We start from the raw sequence: 16,177 nt of genomic DNA, 5'->3' as shown, positions 1-16,177 counted from the left end.
CCAGGTCGCAGGCGAGGCTCAGGCCGGTGAGGCGGACGGGCCCCCGGGCGCCCCCAGCAGCGGCAGCCACACCTCGTCCACGATCTCGACGATCGACTCCTCCGACACCGAGCGCATGGTCATGAACATGTCGTGGCGCAACAGGTCCAGCGGCAGGTTCACCACACGGGACGAACGCGGCATGTCCGGCAGTTCGCCCCGCTCGACCGCGCGGGCGACGATCATCTCGAAGGCGGTCGGCCGGCCCGGCGGCAGGAGGGTGTCGCGAAGCTCGCCGAGGCTGGTGCCGGTGTCGCGGAAGTAGTCCGCCAGCTGCACGCTCATCAACGTGATCATGCCTGCGCGGTCAGCGTCGGCGTTGCGCAGGAAGCCGATCGCGTCATCGCGGAGGCTGCCGGTGTCGGGCACCGTGATCGGCTGCCAGAACTTGGCGAGAGTGGCCAGCAGCAGGTCGTCGCGCTGCGGCCAGCGCCGGTAGAGCACAGGACGACTCGTGCCGGCGCGGGCGGCGACCGCTTCGTAGGTGAAGCCGTGATATCCGTGCTCGACCAGCACGTCCCACGCGGCGTCGAGGATCGCGTCCTGGAGTTTGGGGCCGCGTCGACGGGACGCGCCGCCGTCGCGGGTCGTGCCGGCGTCGGCACGACGTTCCGCCGTCTGCGCGCTGATCGCCTCATGCTCAGCCGCGGTCCGCTCCCGCTTACGGTCCACTTGCGCATCTTATCGCGGAGACTTACGGAGCCCGCCATTAGATGCAATTGTGTACTCTAAGGTGCTGGACAACCGTGGCCTCGTCGAGCGCCGCGAGGGCCGAGGAGCACCGGCGCCCGCTCCCGGTTCTTCACTGCCACGCCATCCCCGACGGTTGCGCCGAGTTCACCGCCGGCTCTCGCCGTGAGACGACCGATGAGGGGCGGCGCGTACGTGCAGACGCACCCCTTGCAGGCCGAACAGGATGAGAAGCTCGACCGCGCCGCCGTCGGCGCTGCCCAGCCAGTGCGGCAAGGACGTGTCGAATTCGGCTGCCTCACCGGGCGGCAACGTCAGGTCGCGCTCACCGAGGACGAGCCGCAAGCGACCGCTGAGCACGTACAGCCATTCGAAGCCTTCATGGGTCTGCGGGGTCGGTTCGAGCGGTTTCGGCTGGGCAGGGATGATCATCTTGAACGCATGCACTCCGCCCGGCCGCCGGGACAGGGGCACGAAGGTCATCCCGAACCGTTTGATCGGCTTGAGGTGCATCCGGGGGTCGCCGGTGCGCGGGGCGCCGACGAGATCGTCCAGCGGAACGTCGTAGGTACGAGCCAGCGGCAGCAGCAGCTCCAGGGTTGCCCGACGTTGCCCGCTCTCCAGCCGGGACAGGGTGCTCTCCGACACGCCGGTCGTCGCCGCGAGGGCAGCGAGGGTGATGCCGCGGTCACGACGCAGTGCACGAAGTCGCGGCCCCACCGCGTCAAGGACGTCGTCCGTTTCGCGATCCATGAGGCCATCTTGCCGGAACCGCAAGTTTCTGTGCCAGATCGGGCCCGCCTGGCAAGACTGAGCGCTCCCGACAGAAGGAGCCTTGATGAGCACCACCGATGCGGTCACGTTCTGGGACGACCTGCACGCGGCCCGACCGGCAGCCATTGACCCGCAGCCGAATGCGCGCCTCACCGAGACGATCACGTGCCTGCCGCCCGGCGACGCGTTGGACCTCGGATGCGGCGACGGCGGCGACGCGCTGTGGCTCGCCGGCCAGGGGTGGCACGTCACCGCCGCCGACATCTCGGCCGTGGCGGTCGAGCGGCTCGCCGTCCTCGCCCGCTCACGCGGCCTGGGCGACCGTGTCATCACCGTGCGCCACGACTTGCACAAGTCGTTCCCGCAGGGTGGATTCGACCTGATCTGTGCCCACTACCTGCACACCCCCTTCGACCTGGACAGGGCAACCGTCCTGCGCTCAGCCGCGCGCGCACTGCGCCTGGGCGGGCGGCTGCTGGTCGTCGACCACGGCTCGGCCGCGCCATGGTCGTGGAACCAGGATCCCGACGTCCGGTACCCGAGCCCGCGGGAGGTCGCCGCGGGAATCGATCTGGACCCGGCGACATGGACGGTCGAGCGGGCCGACACACCCCGCCGGATCGCGACCGGACCGGGCGGGCGCACCGCCGAGATCACCGACCACGTCCTACTCATCCGACGTACCGCCTGACACGGCACCAGACCCGCCCCCGGCGAAAGAGCGAAAGAAAGGAAGCCACTGTGCCCAGCACCACGCGCCGCGACCGCCGCGGCGACACCCCGCCGCCCCGGACCGGAAGCAGCGAGACCGAGATCCTGCGCGAATTCCTCGACTACCTCCGGACCTCGATCGCCGCGAAAGTCGAGGGTGCCCCCGAACCTCAGGCGCGAACAGCCGTGGTGCCGTCCGGCACGAACCTGCTCGGCCTGCTCAACCACCTGACTTTCGTCGAACGCTCGATGTTCCTCGGGGACGACGTCACCGACTGGCAGGCGACGTTCCAGGCTGCGCCGGCGGACAGCGTGGCCGACGTCGTCGCCCGCTACCGAGAAACGGTCAGGCGCGCGAACGAACTGCTCGACGGGTGCACCGATCTCGGCGCGCCGATTCCTCGACCGCGACCGGAACGCCCCGCTCCCAGCATCCGGTGGGCCCTCACCCACATGATCGAGGAGACCGGCCGTCACGCGGGCCACGCGGACATCCTCCGCGAACTGATCGACGGCGCGACCGGGCGCTGATCCACCTTCTCCAGAACAGGACCACATGATCACCGCAACACGACTGTTGTCGCGCCGCTTCTTCCGATCCGCGCGCACGGTGGCGACCGTCACGCTCACCCTCCTGCTCACGATCGGCACCGCGGCCTGTTCCACGCCGACAGCCGGCGACGTTCCCCCCTACGCCGTCGCAACCCAGGACGACCCCCAGTTCAAGAACACCTTCCGACACGAGTTCTCCGACGTCGACGGCGTCCGTATGCACTACGTGACCGGCGGCAGCGGCACGCCGGTAGTGCTGATACACGGTTGGCCGCAGACCTGGTACGGCTGGTGGCCGATCATGCCGGCGCTCGCCAAGAACCACACCGTCTACGCTGTCGATCTTCCCGGACTGGGCGACAGCACCGGCTCACCGACCGGCTACGACAAGGCCACTCTGGCGCGGTACGTCCACACGCTGATCGCCGACCGGCTCGGGATACGTGACGCCCGCGTCGTCGGGCACGATTTCGGCGCCGCAGTAGCCTTCCAGTACGCCAGCCAATTCCCCGATGACACCGCCCGCCTCGGCTACTTCGACCTGCCACTACCCGGGCCCAGGATCGATGCGTCCACGTACCGCTCACTGAGCTGGCACATCGCCTTTCACTCCCAGCGACGGGTCCCCGAGGCGGTCGTACGCGACGACGTCCGCGAGTACCTGGCGCTGTTCTATCCCCAGGTCTCGTTCGGCGGCACGGCGTTCGGCGGCACATCTGATCGGTCCCCGTTCTCCGACACCGAGATCAACGAGTACGCACGGACCTACAGCCGGCCAGAGGTCCTGTCGGGCGGCTTCGAGCTCTACCGCGCCCTCGACAAAGACGTTCGCGACACCGCGGCAGCAGCACCGGTACGTGTCCCGACCCTGCTCATGACCGCCCAGGGGCAGCTCGACGCGATCCGAGCCACAGTGGCCCCGCGCATGACCAAGATCGTGCGCGCGGTGGACGTGCCGCACGCGGGACACTGGCTCGTCGAGGAGAACCCCCAGTTCGTCACTGCGGAGCTGGTGCGCTTCCTGGACGGATGAGCCCGTTCTTGTTTGTGGTCGGCGGTCCTTACTGTAATCACCGACGCGAGGGATGCCCGTGCGGAGCGAGTGGGAGCAGGATGAGCACGCCACCACCGCCGCCTGGTACGCGACGACGAAGCAAAGGCGGGTAACCCCACCCCGCTCGGGAGTGCGATCGCCGCCTACGGCCGCGTCTTCAAGACCACGCACATCCTCACCTACGCCATGGGGTAGCCCTGTAGGCGTGACCTCAAGGTCATCCGTAACCTGCAGGAGTCCCGCACGCCCTCACCGGGAAGATCTTCCACCTACGTGGACCAGGCGTCGGCGCGGCTACGGGCTCCGTGCCCGTGTACAAACTGATCCCCGGGCCCGCTGCGTGGCCGATAAATGGGCGAAATGGCGACGTAGCACAAAGAAACTGCCTGCTCACGTGTGGCCTGCCGCTATGGCCACGGAGCGCGGCGCCCGGCCTGGACGCGCTGCTACACCACCGACATGACCGACGCCGAACGGCAGGCCATCGAGCCGCTCATGCCTCAACCGGCCTGGTTGCACGGCAACGGCGGACGCCCCGAGAAGTGTGGAGGGGACGCTGTCGTGGATCTCCCGGCGCAGGCGCTGCGTCCAGGACTACGAGCACTTATCCGAGCACCACGAAGCCATAGTGCTGTGGTCGATGATCATCTGATGGGGCGTCGAGTCGTCCGCGCTGCCGGCCGACCGCCTCCCACAAGGGGCGCGCCCTCCGATACCGCTATGCGTCCTTCGCGGACTGCACCATCTTCAGCAGGTAGCTGATGTCCTTGTCGAAGGTGATCTCGCGCAGGATGGTGGTCGGCTGTCCCTCGTCCATCCGCCAGATGAAGGTATACAGTGCCGGCACATCGTTTTCGACCCGGCGCATGATGATCGCCGCGTGGTCGCCGAAGTCGGTAGTGGCCGGGAAGGTGATGTCGTCTATGGACTCACCCACCGACTGGCCTTGTTCGCGCAGCGCGCGGAAGCGCGCCATGAACTGGGCCTTGGTCAGGGTGATCGTCTGGCCGGACTCATCCGCCCGCACGTTTTCGAATTCCGGGTCATACAGCTGATCCAGTTGGTCCACGTCCATGGCCAGTCCGGCCTGGAGGTAGGTCCGCATGCTGTCCACGAGTGCCTGGTTCAAGATCTACACCTCGCTCTATAACGACGTTATAGAAGCCAATGTAACACAGTTATACAATGGATGCCGTGGATGCAGAGACGATCGTGAAGCAAGCCCTGACGCTGCTGAAACAGGAAGGTCTGACCGGGGTGACCTTCCGCAGGCTCACCACCAGCCTGCAGGTCAAGGCCCCCGCCATCTACTGGCGCTTCAACGACAAGCAGGAGCTCCTGGACGCGATGGCCGAAGCCATCTTGCAAGAACAATTCGCCGAGCTCGCGCCACTGCCTTCAGACCAGTCCTGGCGGCCATGGCTGGCCGCCATCTTCCACCGCCTGCGCCAGGCAATGCTGGCCTACCCCGACGGCGCCCGAGTCGTGGCCGGCGCCCGACCACCCGGCACACCCACCCTCGCCCGCATCGCCGAACACGCACTCCGCACACTCGAAGACCGCGACCTGCCCCTGGCTGAGGCGGCGAACATCGTCTTCACCGGCACCCACTACACCCTCGGCCACGTCATCGAAGAGCAGGACTCCGCAGGCGCCCACACCATGGACACCCGGACCGCCGAACAGTTCGCGCAGACATTCCCCACCATCGCCCGTGCCCTGGCGGAAGGCCGCCACGCCGGACTCACCCCCGACGACATCTTCAACGCCGGCGTATCCCTGATCATCGGAGACCGCGACATGCGGTAGCCCAGGATGTGTCCACCGTCCCTCGGTCCATGGCCAGAAGTTCGGAACAGGCACTTAAGCGCTCGTGCGCGCTTCGGCGGTGTTCTTGAGGTCTTTCAGCCAGGCCTCAAGACCTTTTTCGAGGAAGTCGGTGGCGAGTGGCACGTTGGTTTCGATCTGGTCGCCCGCATGGGTCTCCTCGGTGCGTACGAGGACGCCGCCCTTGACCTTGGTGAAGGTCCAGACGTGAACGCCCCGGTCGATGCGCAGTCCTTCGCCGATCGCCGGCCCGGTCCAGCGGATGCACGCATGGTGCCGAAGCTGGCGGACGGTGGAGGTGATGACCAGCGTGGTGGGCGCGCTGACGGGAGTGGCGGGCACCGGGGTGGTCCACCGGAAGCGCGAGTTCTTGCGGAGCGGGCCAGGGTCCAGGCGCTTCATGCTGGTCACGGGCCTCTGCCAGGTGGGCCAGCCTTCCACATCGGTCTGCAGTTTCCAGATGGTGCTCAGCGGCGCCTTGATCAAGGCCTCGGTCCGGTACCGGATCTTCGCGGTGGGGTCGACACCTTTCCCGCGGCACTGGAGTCCACCACCGTGGTGAGCGGCGGCGTGGTGGATGGCCGGGGGCTGCGCGGTGACGGCCTGCGCGGCGGAGATGTCGCCTGCGAATACGCCGGTCGCGGCGAGCGAGATCGTGAGCGCGGTGATGCGCGCGCGGGTCGGGAATCGCTGCCCGGAGGAGTTCGACAGGTTGTTGCTGGACATGGTCATTGAGCTTCCTGATGAGTACTGAGGAAAGTGGGCACGCTGCTTCAGCGCCGGGCTCGACGGATGGCCACGATGAGTGCGGCAGAGGCTGCGACGATCAAAGCGACGAACGCGGGGTGAATGTCCTTGGACAGGCTCGGCGCGCCGTCGAGCCGCGTCCGCCAGACGACGAGCGGGATCGCGTACGTGACGGCGAGGAGCGTGGCCGCCCGGCGAACCGTCCGATCGCGGACGTGGCGGAGAGCGCCGACCAGCGCGATCGTGACCGGGACGCCCGCCAGCAGGGCGAACTGGCCGAGGACCATCACGGGGACCGCCCAGGAGGAGATGGTCACCGCCGGCGGGGTGCGCCGGTCGGTGCGGGCGGGTGGCGTGGACACGGTCGTCATGATGTTTCCCTTCGGACGGGAAGGTGGCGGGTCATCGCGGGGACGGAGGCGAACCCGGCCGCCGGTGGAAGGCAGGAGTGAGGAACGTTCACCGTGTGAGATCGCCGGCACGGTGACGTAGGTGATGGAATGCGGTCCTGATTTCGGAGATCAGAAGGTCTGGCTGTTCCAGGCCGGGGAAGTGGCCGCCGCGGTCCAGCTCGTGCCATGACCGGAGGTCGTGGTAGCGCCGCTCGGCCCAGCGCCGGGCGGTCGGCCACGGCTCGGCGGGGAAGAGCGAACAGGCGGTGGGCACCGTCACCGGTTGTTCGTTCTCTTCTTCGGCGCTGCGTGGTACCCACCGCATGGCCTCCCAGTACCAGCGAGCGCTGGAGGCGCCGGTCCCGGTCAGCCAGTACAGGGCGATGTTGTCCACTTGTTGCGACGCGCTCACCCCGCCGCCGGCCTCCGGTCGGGTGTCGGAGTAGGCGGCGAACTTCTCACCGAGCCACGCCGCCAGGCCGGCAGGCGAGTCGAGCAGGGAGTAGCCGAGCGTCTGCGGGCGTGTGCTCATGATCATCCCGAAGCCGTATCCATCCGCGAGATGAGTGTCGCGCCGCTCCAGCATGCGTTGTTCCGCCGGGTCCGGCGAGATCCTGTCGTCCGGCAGGGGAGAGGCGATCGGCATCGTCAGGTGCAGGCCGGCGACTCGCTCGGGCACCAGACGCGCCAGTTCGGTGCTGACGAACGCGCCCCAGTCTCCGCCGTGCGCGCCGAACCGCTCGTAGCCGAGCACGGTCATCAGTTCGGCCCACGCCCGCGCCGTGCGTGCGGGGTGCCAGCCGCGCTCGCGTGGACGATCGCTGAACCCGAACCCTGGCAGGGCCGGGACGACGACGTGGAAGGCGTCACTCGCGGAACCGCCATGGGCGACCGGATCGCTGAGCGGTCCGAGGACATTCTCGAATTCGAGGACGGAGCCCGGCCAGCCGTGGGTCAGCAACAAGGGGAGCGCTGTGGGCTCGGGCGAGCGTACGTGCCAGAACGCGATCCGCAGGCCGTCGAGGCGCACGCGGTAATGCGGAATCGTGTTCCACTGCTCTTCCCTGGCCCGCCAGTCGTGCTGTCGCCAGGTGTCCAGCAGCGTGCTCAGCCGGTCCAACCCGATACCCTGCGTGGCGTCCGGCACCGTTTCGGGCTCGGGAAGCCGAACCCCGTCAAGACGAGCCCGCAGGTCCGCCAGGTCGCGGTCAGGAATGCGCATGGGGTAAGGCTCGGTCTCCGGCGTTGTCGCCGCGTTTTCAGACATGGACGAAACCCTAGAAACCGGCCACCCCCGGGTCCATGCGTGAGATTGCCGGGAGTGCGGTCAGGAATTGCGATATGTCGAGGGACGGGTGCCGGTGTGCCGCAGGAAGGCCGTCGACAGAGCACCGGGACTGGCGAAACCGCAGAGCGGCGCGATCTGGGCGACCGTGAGGTCGGTATCCCGCAGCAGGCGTTGCGCCTTCTCGATCCGCAAGCGGATGAGGAACCGGTGGGGCGTTTCTCCTGTTGCTCGGTTGAACACGCGAACAAGGTGATAGACGCTGAGATACACCTCGTCCGCGATGTCCGCCAGGGTGAGCGGTTCGGCCAGCCGGTCACGCATGACGGCGATCGCCGCGCGGACGCGTGCGTCCTCCCGCCCCGGCGTCCGTTGACCAGGTGACCGGGAATGGCGGGTGAGCAGGTGCACGGCCAGGAAGGCGGCCGCGGACTCGGCGTACAGGTCGCCGGTCTCCTCCGCGAAGCCGGCGGCGCGGACAGCCTCCTCGATCAGCGGATCGCCGGCGGCCACGGACGCCGCCATGCTCGCGTAGTCCACCGCGCGGCCACCCAGCTGCTCGGCGGTCCGTTCGACGGTGCCGCGCGGGATGTGGACCTGCACGCTGCGCAACGGGCCGTCCGCGCGATAGCGGCGGACGGCGGGCCGGTCCGGGATGCCCAGTTCGAGCCGCCCCGGTACCCAGGTGTGGCGGCTCCATCGACCATCGATCCGCGTCTCCATCACGGTCCGGCCCCCTACGGGCAGTATCAGGTGCACGTCCGCCGCGGCCGGCAACTCCATGTCCTCGACGAGCGGGACGTGGTCGAACCGTTGCGCAAGCAAGGACTGTCAGCCGAGGTCCTCCCAGCTGCAGTGCGTCCGCCGAACGTATCGATCCATGTCGAAACCGGCATAGGACTGGAGATCGAAATGAACGGAGTCGAACACCATACGGCCGAGGCTAGTCATTTCCTGTGGCCGGCTGAACCGCTACCTCCTGCGCTCCCGTGTTCGGCGCGTGGCTTTCAGCCGGCTGCCAGAACCTCCACGCCGCGTGCCGTGAGCTGCTCGACGACCGCGTGGCCGGGATCGGCGTCCGTGATCAGTCCACTGATCTCCTCCCAGGGCAGGACGCGGAACCGTGAAGCCGTGCCGATCTTCTCCGACGAGGCGAGGATGTAGGTGTCGGCGGCCCGTGCGGCCAGGGCGCGCTTCATCGCGGCCTCCTCGGCGTCGCCGGTGGTCAGTCCCGCCTCGGGATGGACGCCGGTGACGCCGAGCAGGCAGAGGTCAGCCGAGACGTTCTGGGCCGCCTCCACCGCGGCGGCACCGCAGGCGACCGCCGAGTGTTTGAAGATGCGGCCGCCGAGCAGGAAGACCTCGGCCCGCGGATGCTCCAGCAGCGCGGCGGCGATGGTCGGGCTGTGGGTGATCACGGTGCAGGCCAGGTCCGGCGAGAGCGTGTGGGCGACGGCCAGGGCGGTGGTGCCGCCGTCCAGGATCACGGCGCTGCCCGGCCGTACCAGCGCCGCGGCCGCCGCAGCGACCTTCCGTTTGCCGTCGGGGGTGACGGTCTTGCGGGCGGTGTAGTCCGCCACGGCAGGGGAGACGGGTAGCGCTCCGCCGTAGACGCGGTGGCAGAGGCCCTCGGCGGCCAGGTCGCGGAGGTCGCGCCGCACGCTGTCCTCGGAGATGCCCAGGTCCGCGGCGACGTCCTTGGCGACGATCTTGCCTTCGCGGGCGAGCAGGCCCAGCAGATGGTCACGCCGTTCAGCAGCCAGCATGCACGTTCTCTCCAGTTCTTGCACGTTTCTGCATGTATCGTAGCGCGTCATGACCGACAAGCCGATGCTGATCCTGATCGCCGGGCCCTACCGCTCCGGCACCGACGGCGACCCGCAGGCCATGGCCGCCAACCTCGCCCGCCTCGAAGCGGCGGCGTGGCCGGTCTTCGCCGCCGGACACGTCCCGATGATCGGGGAGTGGGTCGCGCTGCCCGTCTACCATGACGTGAACGAGATCCCGCGCCGCACTCCGCAGGAGACCGCGTGAACACCCGCCCCGGCATCGACGTCCCCGACCACCGCGGCCGCACCGGCCTCGACCGCGTCGGGCGTGATCTGGACCGCAACTCCGACGTCGTGGTCCGCGACGTGGAGCTCACCTCCCAGGGCTGGCACGTCCTGCGCCGCACCACCTTCGACTACCGGCGCCGCGACGGACGCTGGGTCACCCAGCAGCGCGAGACCTATGACCGCGGCAACGGCGCGGTCATCCTGCCCTATGACACCGACCGCGGGCGCGTGCTGCTCACCCGCCAGTTCCGCTACCCGGCCTACGTCAACGACCACCCCGACGGCATGCTCATCGAAGCCGCGGCCGGACTGCTCGACGGCGACGACCCGGTCGCCGCCATCCGGCGCGAGGCCGCCGAGGAGCTCGGCATCACGCTCGGCCCGCTCACCCACGTCCTCGACGCCTACATGAGCCCAGGCTCGGTCACCGAGCGCCTGCACTTCTACGCCGCCCCCTACACACCGGCCGACCGCACCGCACACGGCGGCGGGCTGGAGGAGGACGGCGAGGACATCGAAGTGCTCGAACTGCCCTTCACCGACGCCCTCGCCATGGTCCGCGACGCACGCATCACCGACGGCAAAACCATCCTGCTGCTGCAATGGGCCGCCCTGGACGGCCCCTTCGCCCCCGCCGTGAGCACCGGCTGACACCCCCTGCCCAACTCTGCTCCAGAAAGAGGATCAAGAGGCGGATGAGGGGGTGCCGCAGGCCCGCCCGGATCGATCTGCTGGTCCAGCCCCTCCGGGTGTGAGTGGTTGAGGAACAGGCGAGGTGATGGGGCGGCCGGGATCGGGCAACAGGTCGCGGGGTGCGCCCGCCACGGCGAGATGAGATGAACGCGTACTATCTGGCCTTGCCACTCTGTGATCAGGGCAGACTGCGACCGAACCGTCACACGGGAGACGCCACGCATGAACACGCCACCATCACCGCCTGCAGTGGAGCGGACTGACGGATCATCCGTCCAGATCGGCGCTCTCGTTCCGTTGACTCGGCCTGGCTGGGTCGAGGCAGGCCAACATTTGCTCGCCGGACTCGAGCTGGCCGTTCGCGACGTCAATGACGCCGGTGGGATCGTCGGAAGACCGCTCGAACTGGTGGTCCGGGATACCGCGGCTGATCCGCAGCGGGCCGCGGCGGCTGTGGATGAATTGGCTCGCCTGGGCGTGGCCGCCTTGGCGGGGGAGTATCACAGCGTGGTCGCTCGCACCGCTGCGGCCAGGGCCGACGCCCTCGGCCTGCCGTACCTCTGCTCTTCAGCGGTTCTCGACACGCTCACCGAACAGCCGACGGAATGGGTCGCGCGCGTCGCCCCGGCGCAGTCCCACGGCTGGCAGATCTACGCGGACTTCCTCCTCAGTGCGGGTCACAGGCGGATCGCCGTAGCTGCCCAGCCGAGTGTCTACTGGGCATCCGGGGCCCGCATTCTGCGGGACTACCTCGCTCCACACGGCGGCACCGTCATCGAGCTCGACATGGGCGCGCTCGCCCCCACGGCCGTGTGCGACGAACTCGTCGGCAATCGCGCGACGGCCCTCCTTCTTCTGGTCGGCCACCCGGAGCCGGCCGTGTCGATCGTCAAGTCTGTCCGCCGCGACCCGCGCCTGGCCGAGATCATGATTGGTGCTCCGGCCGGGCAGCCGGAGTTCGCCGAATGGGCGAGGTTGCTGGGCGACGACGGCGCCGCGATCCCGTTCTTGCGCTACCGGCCCGAGAGCCTCAGCGCACTCGGGGCACGAGTCGAGAAGGTCCTGTGCGAACGGCTGGCCGCGGCGCCCTCCTTCGTCGCCTTCGAGGGCTACGACACGGTCACCGTCCTCGCTGATGTGCTGCGGTCTGGCGGCGTGGACCGGGCGAGCACTGCCGAAGCCTGGCCGCGCGTTGCAGTCGAAGGCACCCGCGGGAAGATCCAGTTCTCCCGCACGCCGGGCATCAGCGTTTGGCAGTGGGCTTGGGCGCCGGTCCAGGTCGTCGACCGAGATCCGGCGGCACCCGATCGCTTGCGGATCCTTCACGCCGGCTGAGAGAGCACAGCCGTCCGACTGCCCAGAAAGTCAATGCGGGGCGTGTCGACCGCCTCTGACGCTGACCGAGGTGCTCCAGACGATGTAGACCGACAGCACGACGATGCAGGTCAGATCGACCACCGTGCTGAAGGGCGCGAGGTCGGCACGCAGGTCGGGGTTCGGCAGGATCAGCAGGAGGAAGGTCGACTTGCCCGCCACCGCGGCGATCGCGGCAGCCCGCCGCGCCGGCGGGAAGAAGGCCGCCCAGATCAGGGCCGCGCCCAGCAGCAGTTGGAGCATGCCCCGGTGCTGAAGCAGTGCCAGCGTCATCGGTTCGGGGGCGATCACCCCGTAGGTCCATTCCAGCGCGTACGAGGTGACCAGTGCGAGGGCGGGGAGGGTGGTGACCAGCCCCATCGCCACGAGGGCGACGCTAAGCGCGGTCTCACGAGTGGCAACTGAGCTCATGGCACGCTCCGATTCATCAGCGATGCTGACGATCATAGTAACTGATGATCGGTGCCATGACGTATGTTGCCCTCATGAGAGAACCGACCCCGGCCGCGCAGCTGGTCACTTCGGCGACCAGCCACATGATGCTCCGTCTCGGCGACGCCGCCCGCGCAGTGATCGGTAACGCGCTGGACAGCTGGTCTCTCACCGGTCGTGACCTGCGCGTCTTGAGCGTCGCCCACGGTGAGGGGCTGTCCCAGCGCGAACTGGGCCGGCTCACCGGCATGGACCGGACGACCATGGTGGCGGTCGTGGACAAGCTGGAGCGGCTGGGTTACGCGCACCGTGAACGCGACCTCGCTGATCGAAGGAAGTACGTGGTCAGGCTGACCGATGCCGGCACGAAGGTGGTGGACGAGGCGCTCGATCAGCTGTCCAAGGCGGAGGCCGAGTTCCTGTCGCCGCTCAACGCAGCCGAACAACGGCAGCTCAATCGTCTGCTCGCCCGGCTCTATGAGAAACACGATCCCGCCTGCGATCCGTTGTGAGCGGCGGTGGGCCGAGACGCTGACCGCGATTGCTGACGAACCTCGGTCCCACGACCCGCCGTCGATCCCGTGAGATCAGCGCCGATCGCGCGTTCGCTGGCCCGCTGCGGGCTGTCGCCGGTCCGGGGGCCGGCTCAGCGCTCGCTCATCCTCGTGCTGCCTGGGATCCGGTCAGCCGAGGGCATCGAGCCGAGTCGGCCAAGATCTGCCGGTGCGCTCTCCGCCGTGGTGCCTCCATTGATCCCAAGATTGCGGCGACGAACACGTCACGATCTGGGGGACGAAGCGGCCGATGGGCCATCGAGGAGGTTGGGTGCGGAAATCAGTGGTAGCGACCTGTGGCTTCTGCGGCTGCCAGTGGTCTGTGACGAGGATCTTCCGCTCGGCCCGGTACCGCGTTGACCGCGGTAGAGCCCCTGTATCCCCCTCCTGAGTAGGGGCTACTCATGTGCCGGGGATCTTGGGTGGCCACACTCGGTGGGAACGGAGGTGGCTCATGCGGTATCGGCTTGACCCGGCGGCCGAGGCCGAGGCGGCGCGCGGCAACCTGCTCGGCGGCCTCTACACCGGCGGCATAGCCTCGCTCGTCTTCGCCTACATGAGCGGCCGGGTTCCTGCGGTGACCGTCGGTGTGCGGATCCCCCGCGACTTCGAGCTCTTCCCCTGGCTGGCCGGCGGCACCGGCCTGGCCTCCGCACTGTTCACCGTCGCGCTGGTCGTGCGCGTGGTCCGCTGGCAAATCGCGCTGTCGCAGCAACGGCGGGCGCGCGATCCGGCCAAGCGCTGCTGCTGCCGCCCTCGGCCGAGCACGGCGCCGCCCTGCGGCAGTCGCGGCCCGGCCGTACCACGCTGGGCAACGTCTTGATGCTGGCCGTGCCGTGGGTGGCCTTTCCGTTGGCGATCGTGGCGCTGGGCACCGTGCTCACGCCCGAGCGGATGGGCTCGCGCGCCGAGGAGGCGATGCTGGTCGCCGCCCTGGCCGGCGGGGTGGGGCTGGTAGTGCTGCTTGTGGTCGCCGTCGACGTCACGCGCCGGCACCTGCTGGCCAGGCAGGTGCGCAAGCTCTCGCAGGACCCGGCCTTCGCCGAGCTGATGCCGCCCGCCACCGCCGCCCTGTCCCGCTACCGAGCGCCGGTCATCCCCGAGCTGAAGATCACCTTCTACGCGCCGCCCCGGACCGTCGTCTTCGGCCAGCCCAAAGTCAGCGCCGCACGCAACGTCTTCGGCCAGCCGCCGCTGAGCATCGTCTACTTCCGGCTGTTCGAGAACGAGCTACGGGTGCGCGACTTCGTCAAAGGGGCCTTTCGCCGCTGCGGGTACGTGCACCTGCTGCGCAGCGCCGCCTCCGTGCGCCACTCCGAGCTGGCGCGGATGCGGCGCGCCGGGACGCTCGGAGAGCTGTTCATCGCCTCCGACCGACGCATGCTGCGCGAGCTCGACGCGCGGCCCTTCGAGCCGCTGCCCAGCGGGTTTCGCACCATCAGGGGCACCGGCGGCAAAGGCGTGCGCGTCTGGGACCGCAAAGGCAGCTACCCCATGTCCGCGTACCTGTGCCACGGTGCCTACTGGAAACGCGCCGTCGACACCTTGCTGGGTCTCGCCGACCTCGTCGTCATCGACCTGTCGGGCTTCCAGAAGGAGAACATCGGCACCGGCTACGAACTTCAGCGCGTCATCGACCGCTACCCCGTCCACCGCGTCGTCGTTCTCGCCGACACCGGCAGCGACACCCGCTATCTGGCCACGCACATCAGGCACGCCTGGTCGAGGATGGCGCCCGACTCGCCCAACGCCGGCGACGGCACCAGAAGCCTCCTGGTCAGCCAGATCGCCGTCGGCGGCCAGGCGGCCACCCACCACTTACTGGCCCACGCGCACAAACGACTGAGGTGATCGACGGTGCCCGCCCCGCGTGCCGAACTGTCCACGCCGCCCGCCGGTCCAGGAGTTCGTTCTCGGCCGCGCCGGAACAGCGTCCCCCCAGGTGCAAGCCGCTGTCGACCGAGTCGGCGACGAGACCATCCGGGCAGCCCTCGCCAAAGCGGCCGCGGCGCCGGACCTACCCGCCTGCCACCGTGTCGAGCAGGATCCGCACGAGCTCGCGTGGCTGGGAGAACATCGGCCAGTGGCCGGTGTCCATCTCGACCAGCCGCCAGTGCTCGCTGGTCAGCAGCTCGACCACGTCGTCGCTCGGCTTGTCGCCGTCGAGCAGGCATTTGACGTACGTCGCAGGAAGCCGGCCGAGCGGGCCTGCCAGTACGGCCGGCTCGGTCAGCGTGGCCCCCGGGTGTGGTGTCGAGCCGCGCACGATCCGGGCGATCTGCTCTCCGGTGAGGCCCTGACCGTCGTAGTCGGCCGCGACCAGCGGCGACCAGAAGCCCCCGTTCTCGGCGATCGAGGCCTCCACCATCGTCCGGCCGTGAACCGACCAGCGGGACACGAACGACTCGCCGTCGGCGGGAACGTTGGAGTCGACGAAGACCACGCGGGCCAGCCGGTCACCGATCCGCTCGGCGGCCTGACCGACCGGGATGCCCGAGTAACTGTGCCCGACCAGGATGACGTCGCGCAGATCGTGGCGTCCGACTTCGTCGACGATGTCCTGGACGTGGGTCTGCTGCCCAGCTGGCAGGCCACGCCTGTCGGCGAGGCCGGACAGCGTCAACGGGTGGGCGCCGTGGCCGGCCGCACGCAGCTCCGGCACCACCTCGTCCCACGCCCACGATCCGAGCCACGCGCCCGCGACCAGTACGAATTCCGCCATGGTGGAAAGGTAGCGGAACGGTCCGACAACCTCGCTGCCGATCACTGCGCCGGAACGCCACGGAGAAGGCGACGCTCATCTGCAGCGCCATCCGCGTGCTCGGCAGGAGGCCGGAGCTCGCCAGAGGCTCCGCCGCCGCACGCCTGCGTCCGAGCAGGCCATCGGGCACCTGGACGACGGCGGTGAGGCGGGCCAGGCGGTCACAGCCGACGTCCCCACGCGCCTCAGCTCTACTACGCGGCCTTGGACGCGGTCCTCAGCTTCTCGGCCCTCG

At 68.8% G+C, this 16,177-nt stretch carries 20 protein-coding genes; 10 read left to right on the top strand and 10 right to left on the bottom strand.

Annotation, left to right across the window (positions count from 1 at the left end; all coding sequences use genetic code 11):
- Positions 1-18 precede the first annotated feature (18 nt).
- Complete coding sequence (locus tag ACWEVS_RS28005; RefSeq protein WP_452554015.1) at positions 19-711, bottom strand: TetR/AcrR family transcriptional regulator; 693 nt, start codon at positions 709-711, stop codon at positions 19-21.
- A 165-nt stretch (positions 712-876) separates the two neighbouring features.
- On the bottom strand, positions 877-1,482 hold the full coding sequence (locus ACWEVS_RS28000; protein WP_449923371.1) for a helix-turn-helix domain-containing protein: 606 nt from the start codon (positions 1,480-1,482) through the stop codon (positions 877-879).
- 85 nt (positions 1,483-1,567) lie between these two features.
- Here ACWEVS_RS28000 and ACWEVS_RS27995 point away from each other — a divergent pair, with 85 nt between their 5' ends.
- From ACWEVS_RS27995 to ACWEVS_RS27985, 3 genes are read left to right on the top strand one after another with little or no spacing between them, the layout of a single operon-like run.
- Positions 1,568-2,194, top strand: coding sequence for a class I SAM-dependent methyltransferase (locus ACWEVS_RS27995; protein WP_452554014.1), 627 nt, complete (start codon positions 1,568-1,570; stop codon positions 2,192-2,194).
- Between the two features lie 50 nt (positions 2,195-2,244).
- A complete protein-coding gene (locus ACWEVS_RS27990) occupies positions 2,245-2,745 on the top strand; it encodes a DinB family protein (protein ID WP_354908799.1) in 501 nt (166 codons plus the stop codon).
- 25 nt (positions 2,746-2,770) lie between these two features.
- Positions 2,771-3,799: an alpha/beta fold hydrolase gene (locus ACWEVS_RS27985; RefSeq protein ID WP_452554013.1), complete on the top strand. Its 1,029-nt coding sequence runs from the start codon at positions 2,771-2,773 to the stop codon at positions 3,797-3,799.
- A 739-nt stretch (positions 3,800-4,538) separates the two neighbouring features.
- On the opposite strand, the gene ACWEVS_RS27980 is transcribed toward ACWEVS_RS27985, so the two are convergent.
- Positions 4,539-4,949, bottom strand: coding sequence for a hypothetical protein (locus ACWEVS_RS27980; protein ID WP_449923358.1), 411 nt, complete (start codon positions 4,947-4,949; stop codon positions 4,539-4,541).
- A 65-nt stretch (positions 4,950-5,014) separates the two neighbouring features.
- On the opposite strand from ACWEVS_RS27980, the gene ACWEVS_RS27975 reads away from it, so the two are divergent.
- Positions 5,015-5,629, top strand: a complete 615-nt coding sequence (locus ACWEVS_RS27975) for a TetR/AcrR family transcriptional regulator C-terminal domain-containing protein (protein WP_452416034.1) — start codon at positions 5,015-5,017, stop codon at positions 5,627-5,629.
- A gap of 54 nt (positions 5,630-5,683) precedes the next feature.
- On the opposite strand, the gene ACWEVS_RS27970 is transcribed toward ACWEVS_RS27975, so the two are convergent.
- The 5 genes from ACWEVS_RS27970 to ACWEVS_RS27950 all read right to left on the bottom strand — a co-directional run bounded on the left by ACWEVS_RS27970 (position 5,684) and on the right by ACWEVS_RS27950 (position 9,837).
- Entirely contained in the window at positions 5,684-6,373 is a 690-nt protein-coding gene (locus tag ACWEVS_RS27970) for an SRPBCC family protein (RefSeq protein ID WP_452554012.1), read from the bottom strand.
- Between the two features lie 47 nt (positions 6,374-6,420).
- Positions 6,421-6,765 carry a hypothetical protein gene (locus ACWEVS_RS27965; RefSeq protein WP_452554011.1) on the bottom strand — a complete coding sequence of 115 codons (345 nt, stop codon included), beginning with the start codon at positions 6,763-6,765 and terminating at the stop codon, positions 6,421-6,423.
- Positions 6,766-6,853: 88 nt separating this feature from the next.
- A complete protein-coding gene (locus ACWEVS_RS27960) occupies positions 6,854-8,008 on the bottom strand; it encodes an epoxide hydrolase family protein (RefSeq protein ID WP_452554010.1) in 1,155 nt (384 codons plus the stop codon).
- A 105-nt stretch (positions 8,009-8,113) separates the two neighbouring features.
- The gene (locus ACWEVS_RS27955; protein ID WP_452554009.1) at positions 8,114-8,854 is read right to left on the bottom strand and encodes a helix-turn-helix domain-containing protein; all 741 of its coding nucleotides are present in this window, start codon (positions 8,852-8,854) and stop codon (positions 8,114-8,116) included.
- Between the two features lie 224 nt (positions 8,855-9,078).
- On the bottom strand, positions 9,079-9,837 hold the full coding sequence (locus ACWEVS_RS27950) for a DeoR/GlpR family DNA-binding transcription regulator (RefSeq protein WP_449923341.1): 759 nt from the start codon (positions 9,835-9,837) through the stop codon (positions 9,079-9,081).
- Between the two features lie 49 nt (positions 9,838-9,886).
- On the opposite strand from ACWEVS_RS27950, the gene ACWEVS_RS27945 reads away from it, so the two are divergent.
- From ACWEVS_RS27945 to ACWEVS_RS27935, 3 genes are all read left to right on the top strand, one after another.
- On the top strand, positions 9,887-10,105 hold the full coding sequence (locus tag ACWEVS_RS27945; protein ID WP_449923338.1) for a hypothetical protein: 219 nt from the start codon (positions 9,887-9,889) through the stop codon (positions 10,103-10,105).
- Complete coding sequence (locus ACWEVS_RS27940) at positions 10,102-10,779, top strand: NUDIX domain-containing protein (protein ID WP_452554008.1); 678 nt, start codon at positions 10,102-10,104, stop codon at positions 10,777-10,779. The genes ACWEVS_RS27945 and ACWEVS_RS27940 overlap by 4 nt, the downstream gene beginning before the upstream one ends.
- A gap of 264 nt (positions 10,780-11,043) precedes the next feature.
- Complete coding sequence (locus ACWEVS_RS27935) at positions 11,044-12,156, top strand: ABC transporter substrate-binding protein (RefSeq protein ID WP_452554007.1); 1,113 nt, start codon at positions 11,044-11,046, stop codon at positions 12,154-12,156.
- 30 nt (positions 12,157-12,186) lie between these two features.
- Here the strand turns inward: ACWEVS_RS27935 and ACWEVS_RS27930 are convergent, their stop codons facing one another.
- The gene (locus tag ACWEVS_RS27930) at positions 12,187-12,642 is read right to left on the bottom strand and encodes a hypothetical protein (protein ID WP_452554006.1); all 456 of its coding nucleotides are present in this window, start codon (positions 12,640-12,642) and stop codon (positions 12,187-12,189) included.
- An 8-nt stretch (positions 12,643-12,650) separates the two neighbouring features.
- Here ACWEVS_RS27930 and ACWEVS_RS27925 point away from each other — a divergent pair, with 8 nt between their 5' ends.
- The 3 genes from ACWEVS_RS27925 to ACWEVS_RS27915 all read left to right on the top strand — a co-directional run bounded on the left by ACWEVS_RS27925 (position 12,651) and on the right by ACWEVS_RS27915 (position 15,032).
- Complete coding sequence (locus ACWEVS_RS27925; protein ID WP_452554005.1) at positions 12,651-13,139, top strand: MarR family winged helix-turn-helix transcriptional regulator; 489 nt, start codon at positions 12,651-12,653, stop codon at positions 13,137-13,139.
- Positions 13,140-13,635: 496 nt separating this feature from the next.
- Positions 13,636-14,004, top strand: coding sequence for a hypothetical protein (locus ACWEVS_RS27920; protein ID WP_452554004.1), 369 nt, complete (start codon positions 13,636-13,638; stop codon positions 14,002-14,004).
- Positions 14,001-15,032 (top strand): hypothetical protein, encoded by a 1,032-nt coding sequence (locus tag ACWEVS_RS27915; protein WP_452554003.1) that lies wholly within the window; start codon positions 14,001-14,003, stop codon positions 15,030-15,032. The genes ACWEVS_RS27920 and ACWEVS_RS27915 overlap by 4 nt, the downstream gene beginning before the upstream one ends.
- 166 nt (positions 15,033-15,198) lie before the next feature.
- On the opposite strand, the gene ACWEVS_RS27910 is transcribed toward ACWEVS_RS27915, so the two are convergent.
- Complete coding sequence (locus ACWEVS_RS27910; protein WP_452554002.1) at positions 15,199-15,903, bottom strand: alpha/beta fold hydrolase; 705 nt, start codon at positions 15,901-15,903, stop codon at positions 15,199-15,201.
- Positions 15,904-16,177 lie beyond the last annotated feature (274 nt).

The sequence above is a fragment of the Nonomuraea sp. NPDC003754 genome, from assembly GCF_053605785.1.
This window is presented reverse-complemented; position numbering and strand designations above follow the sequence as displayed.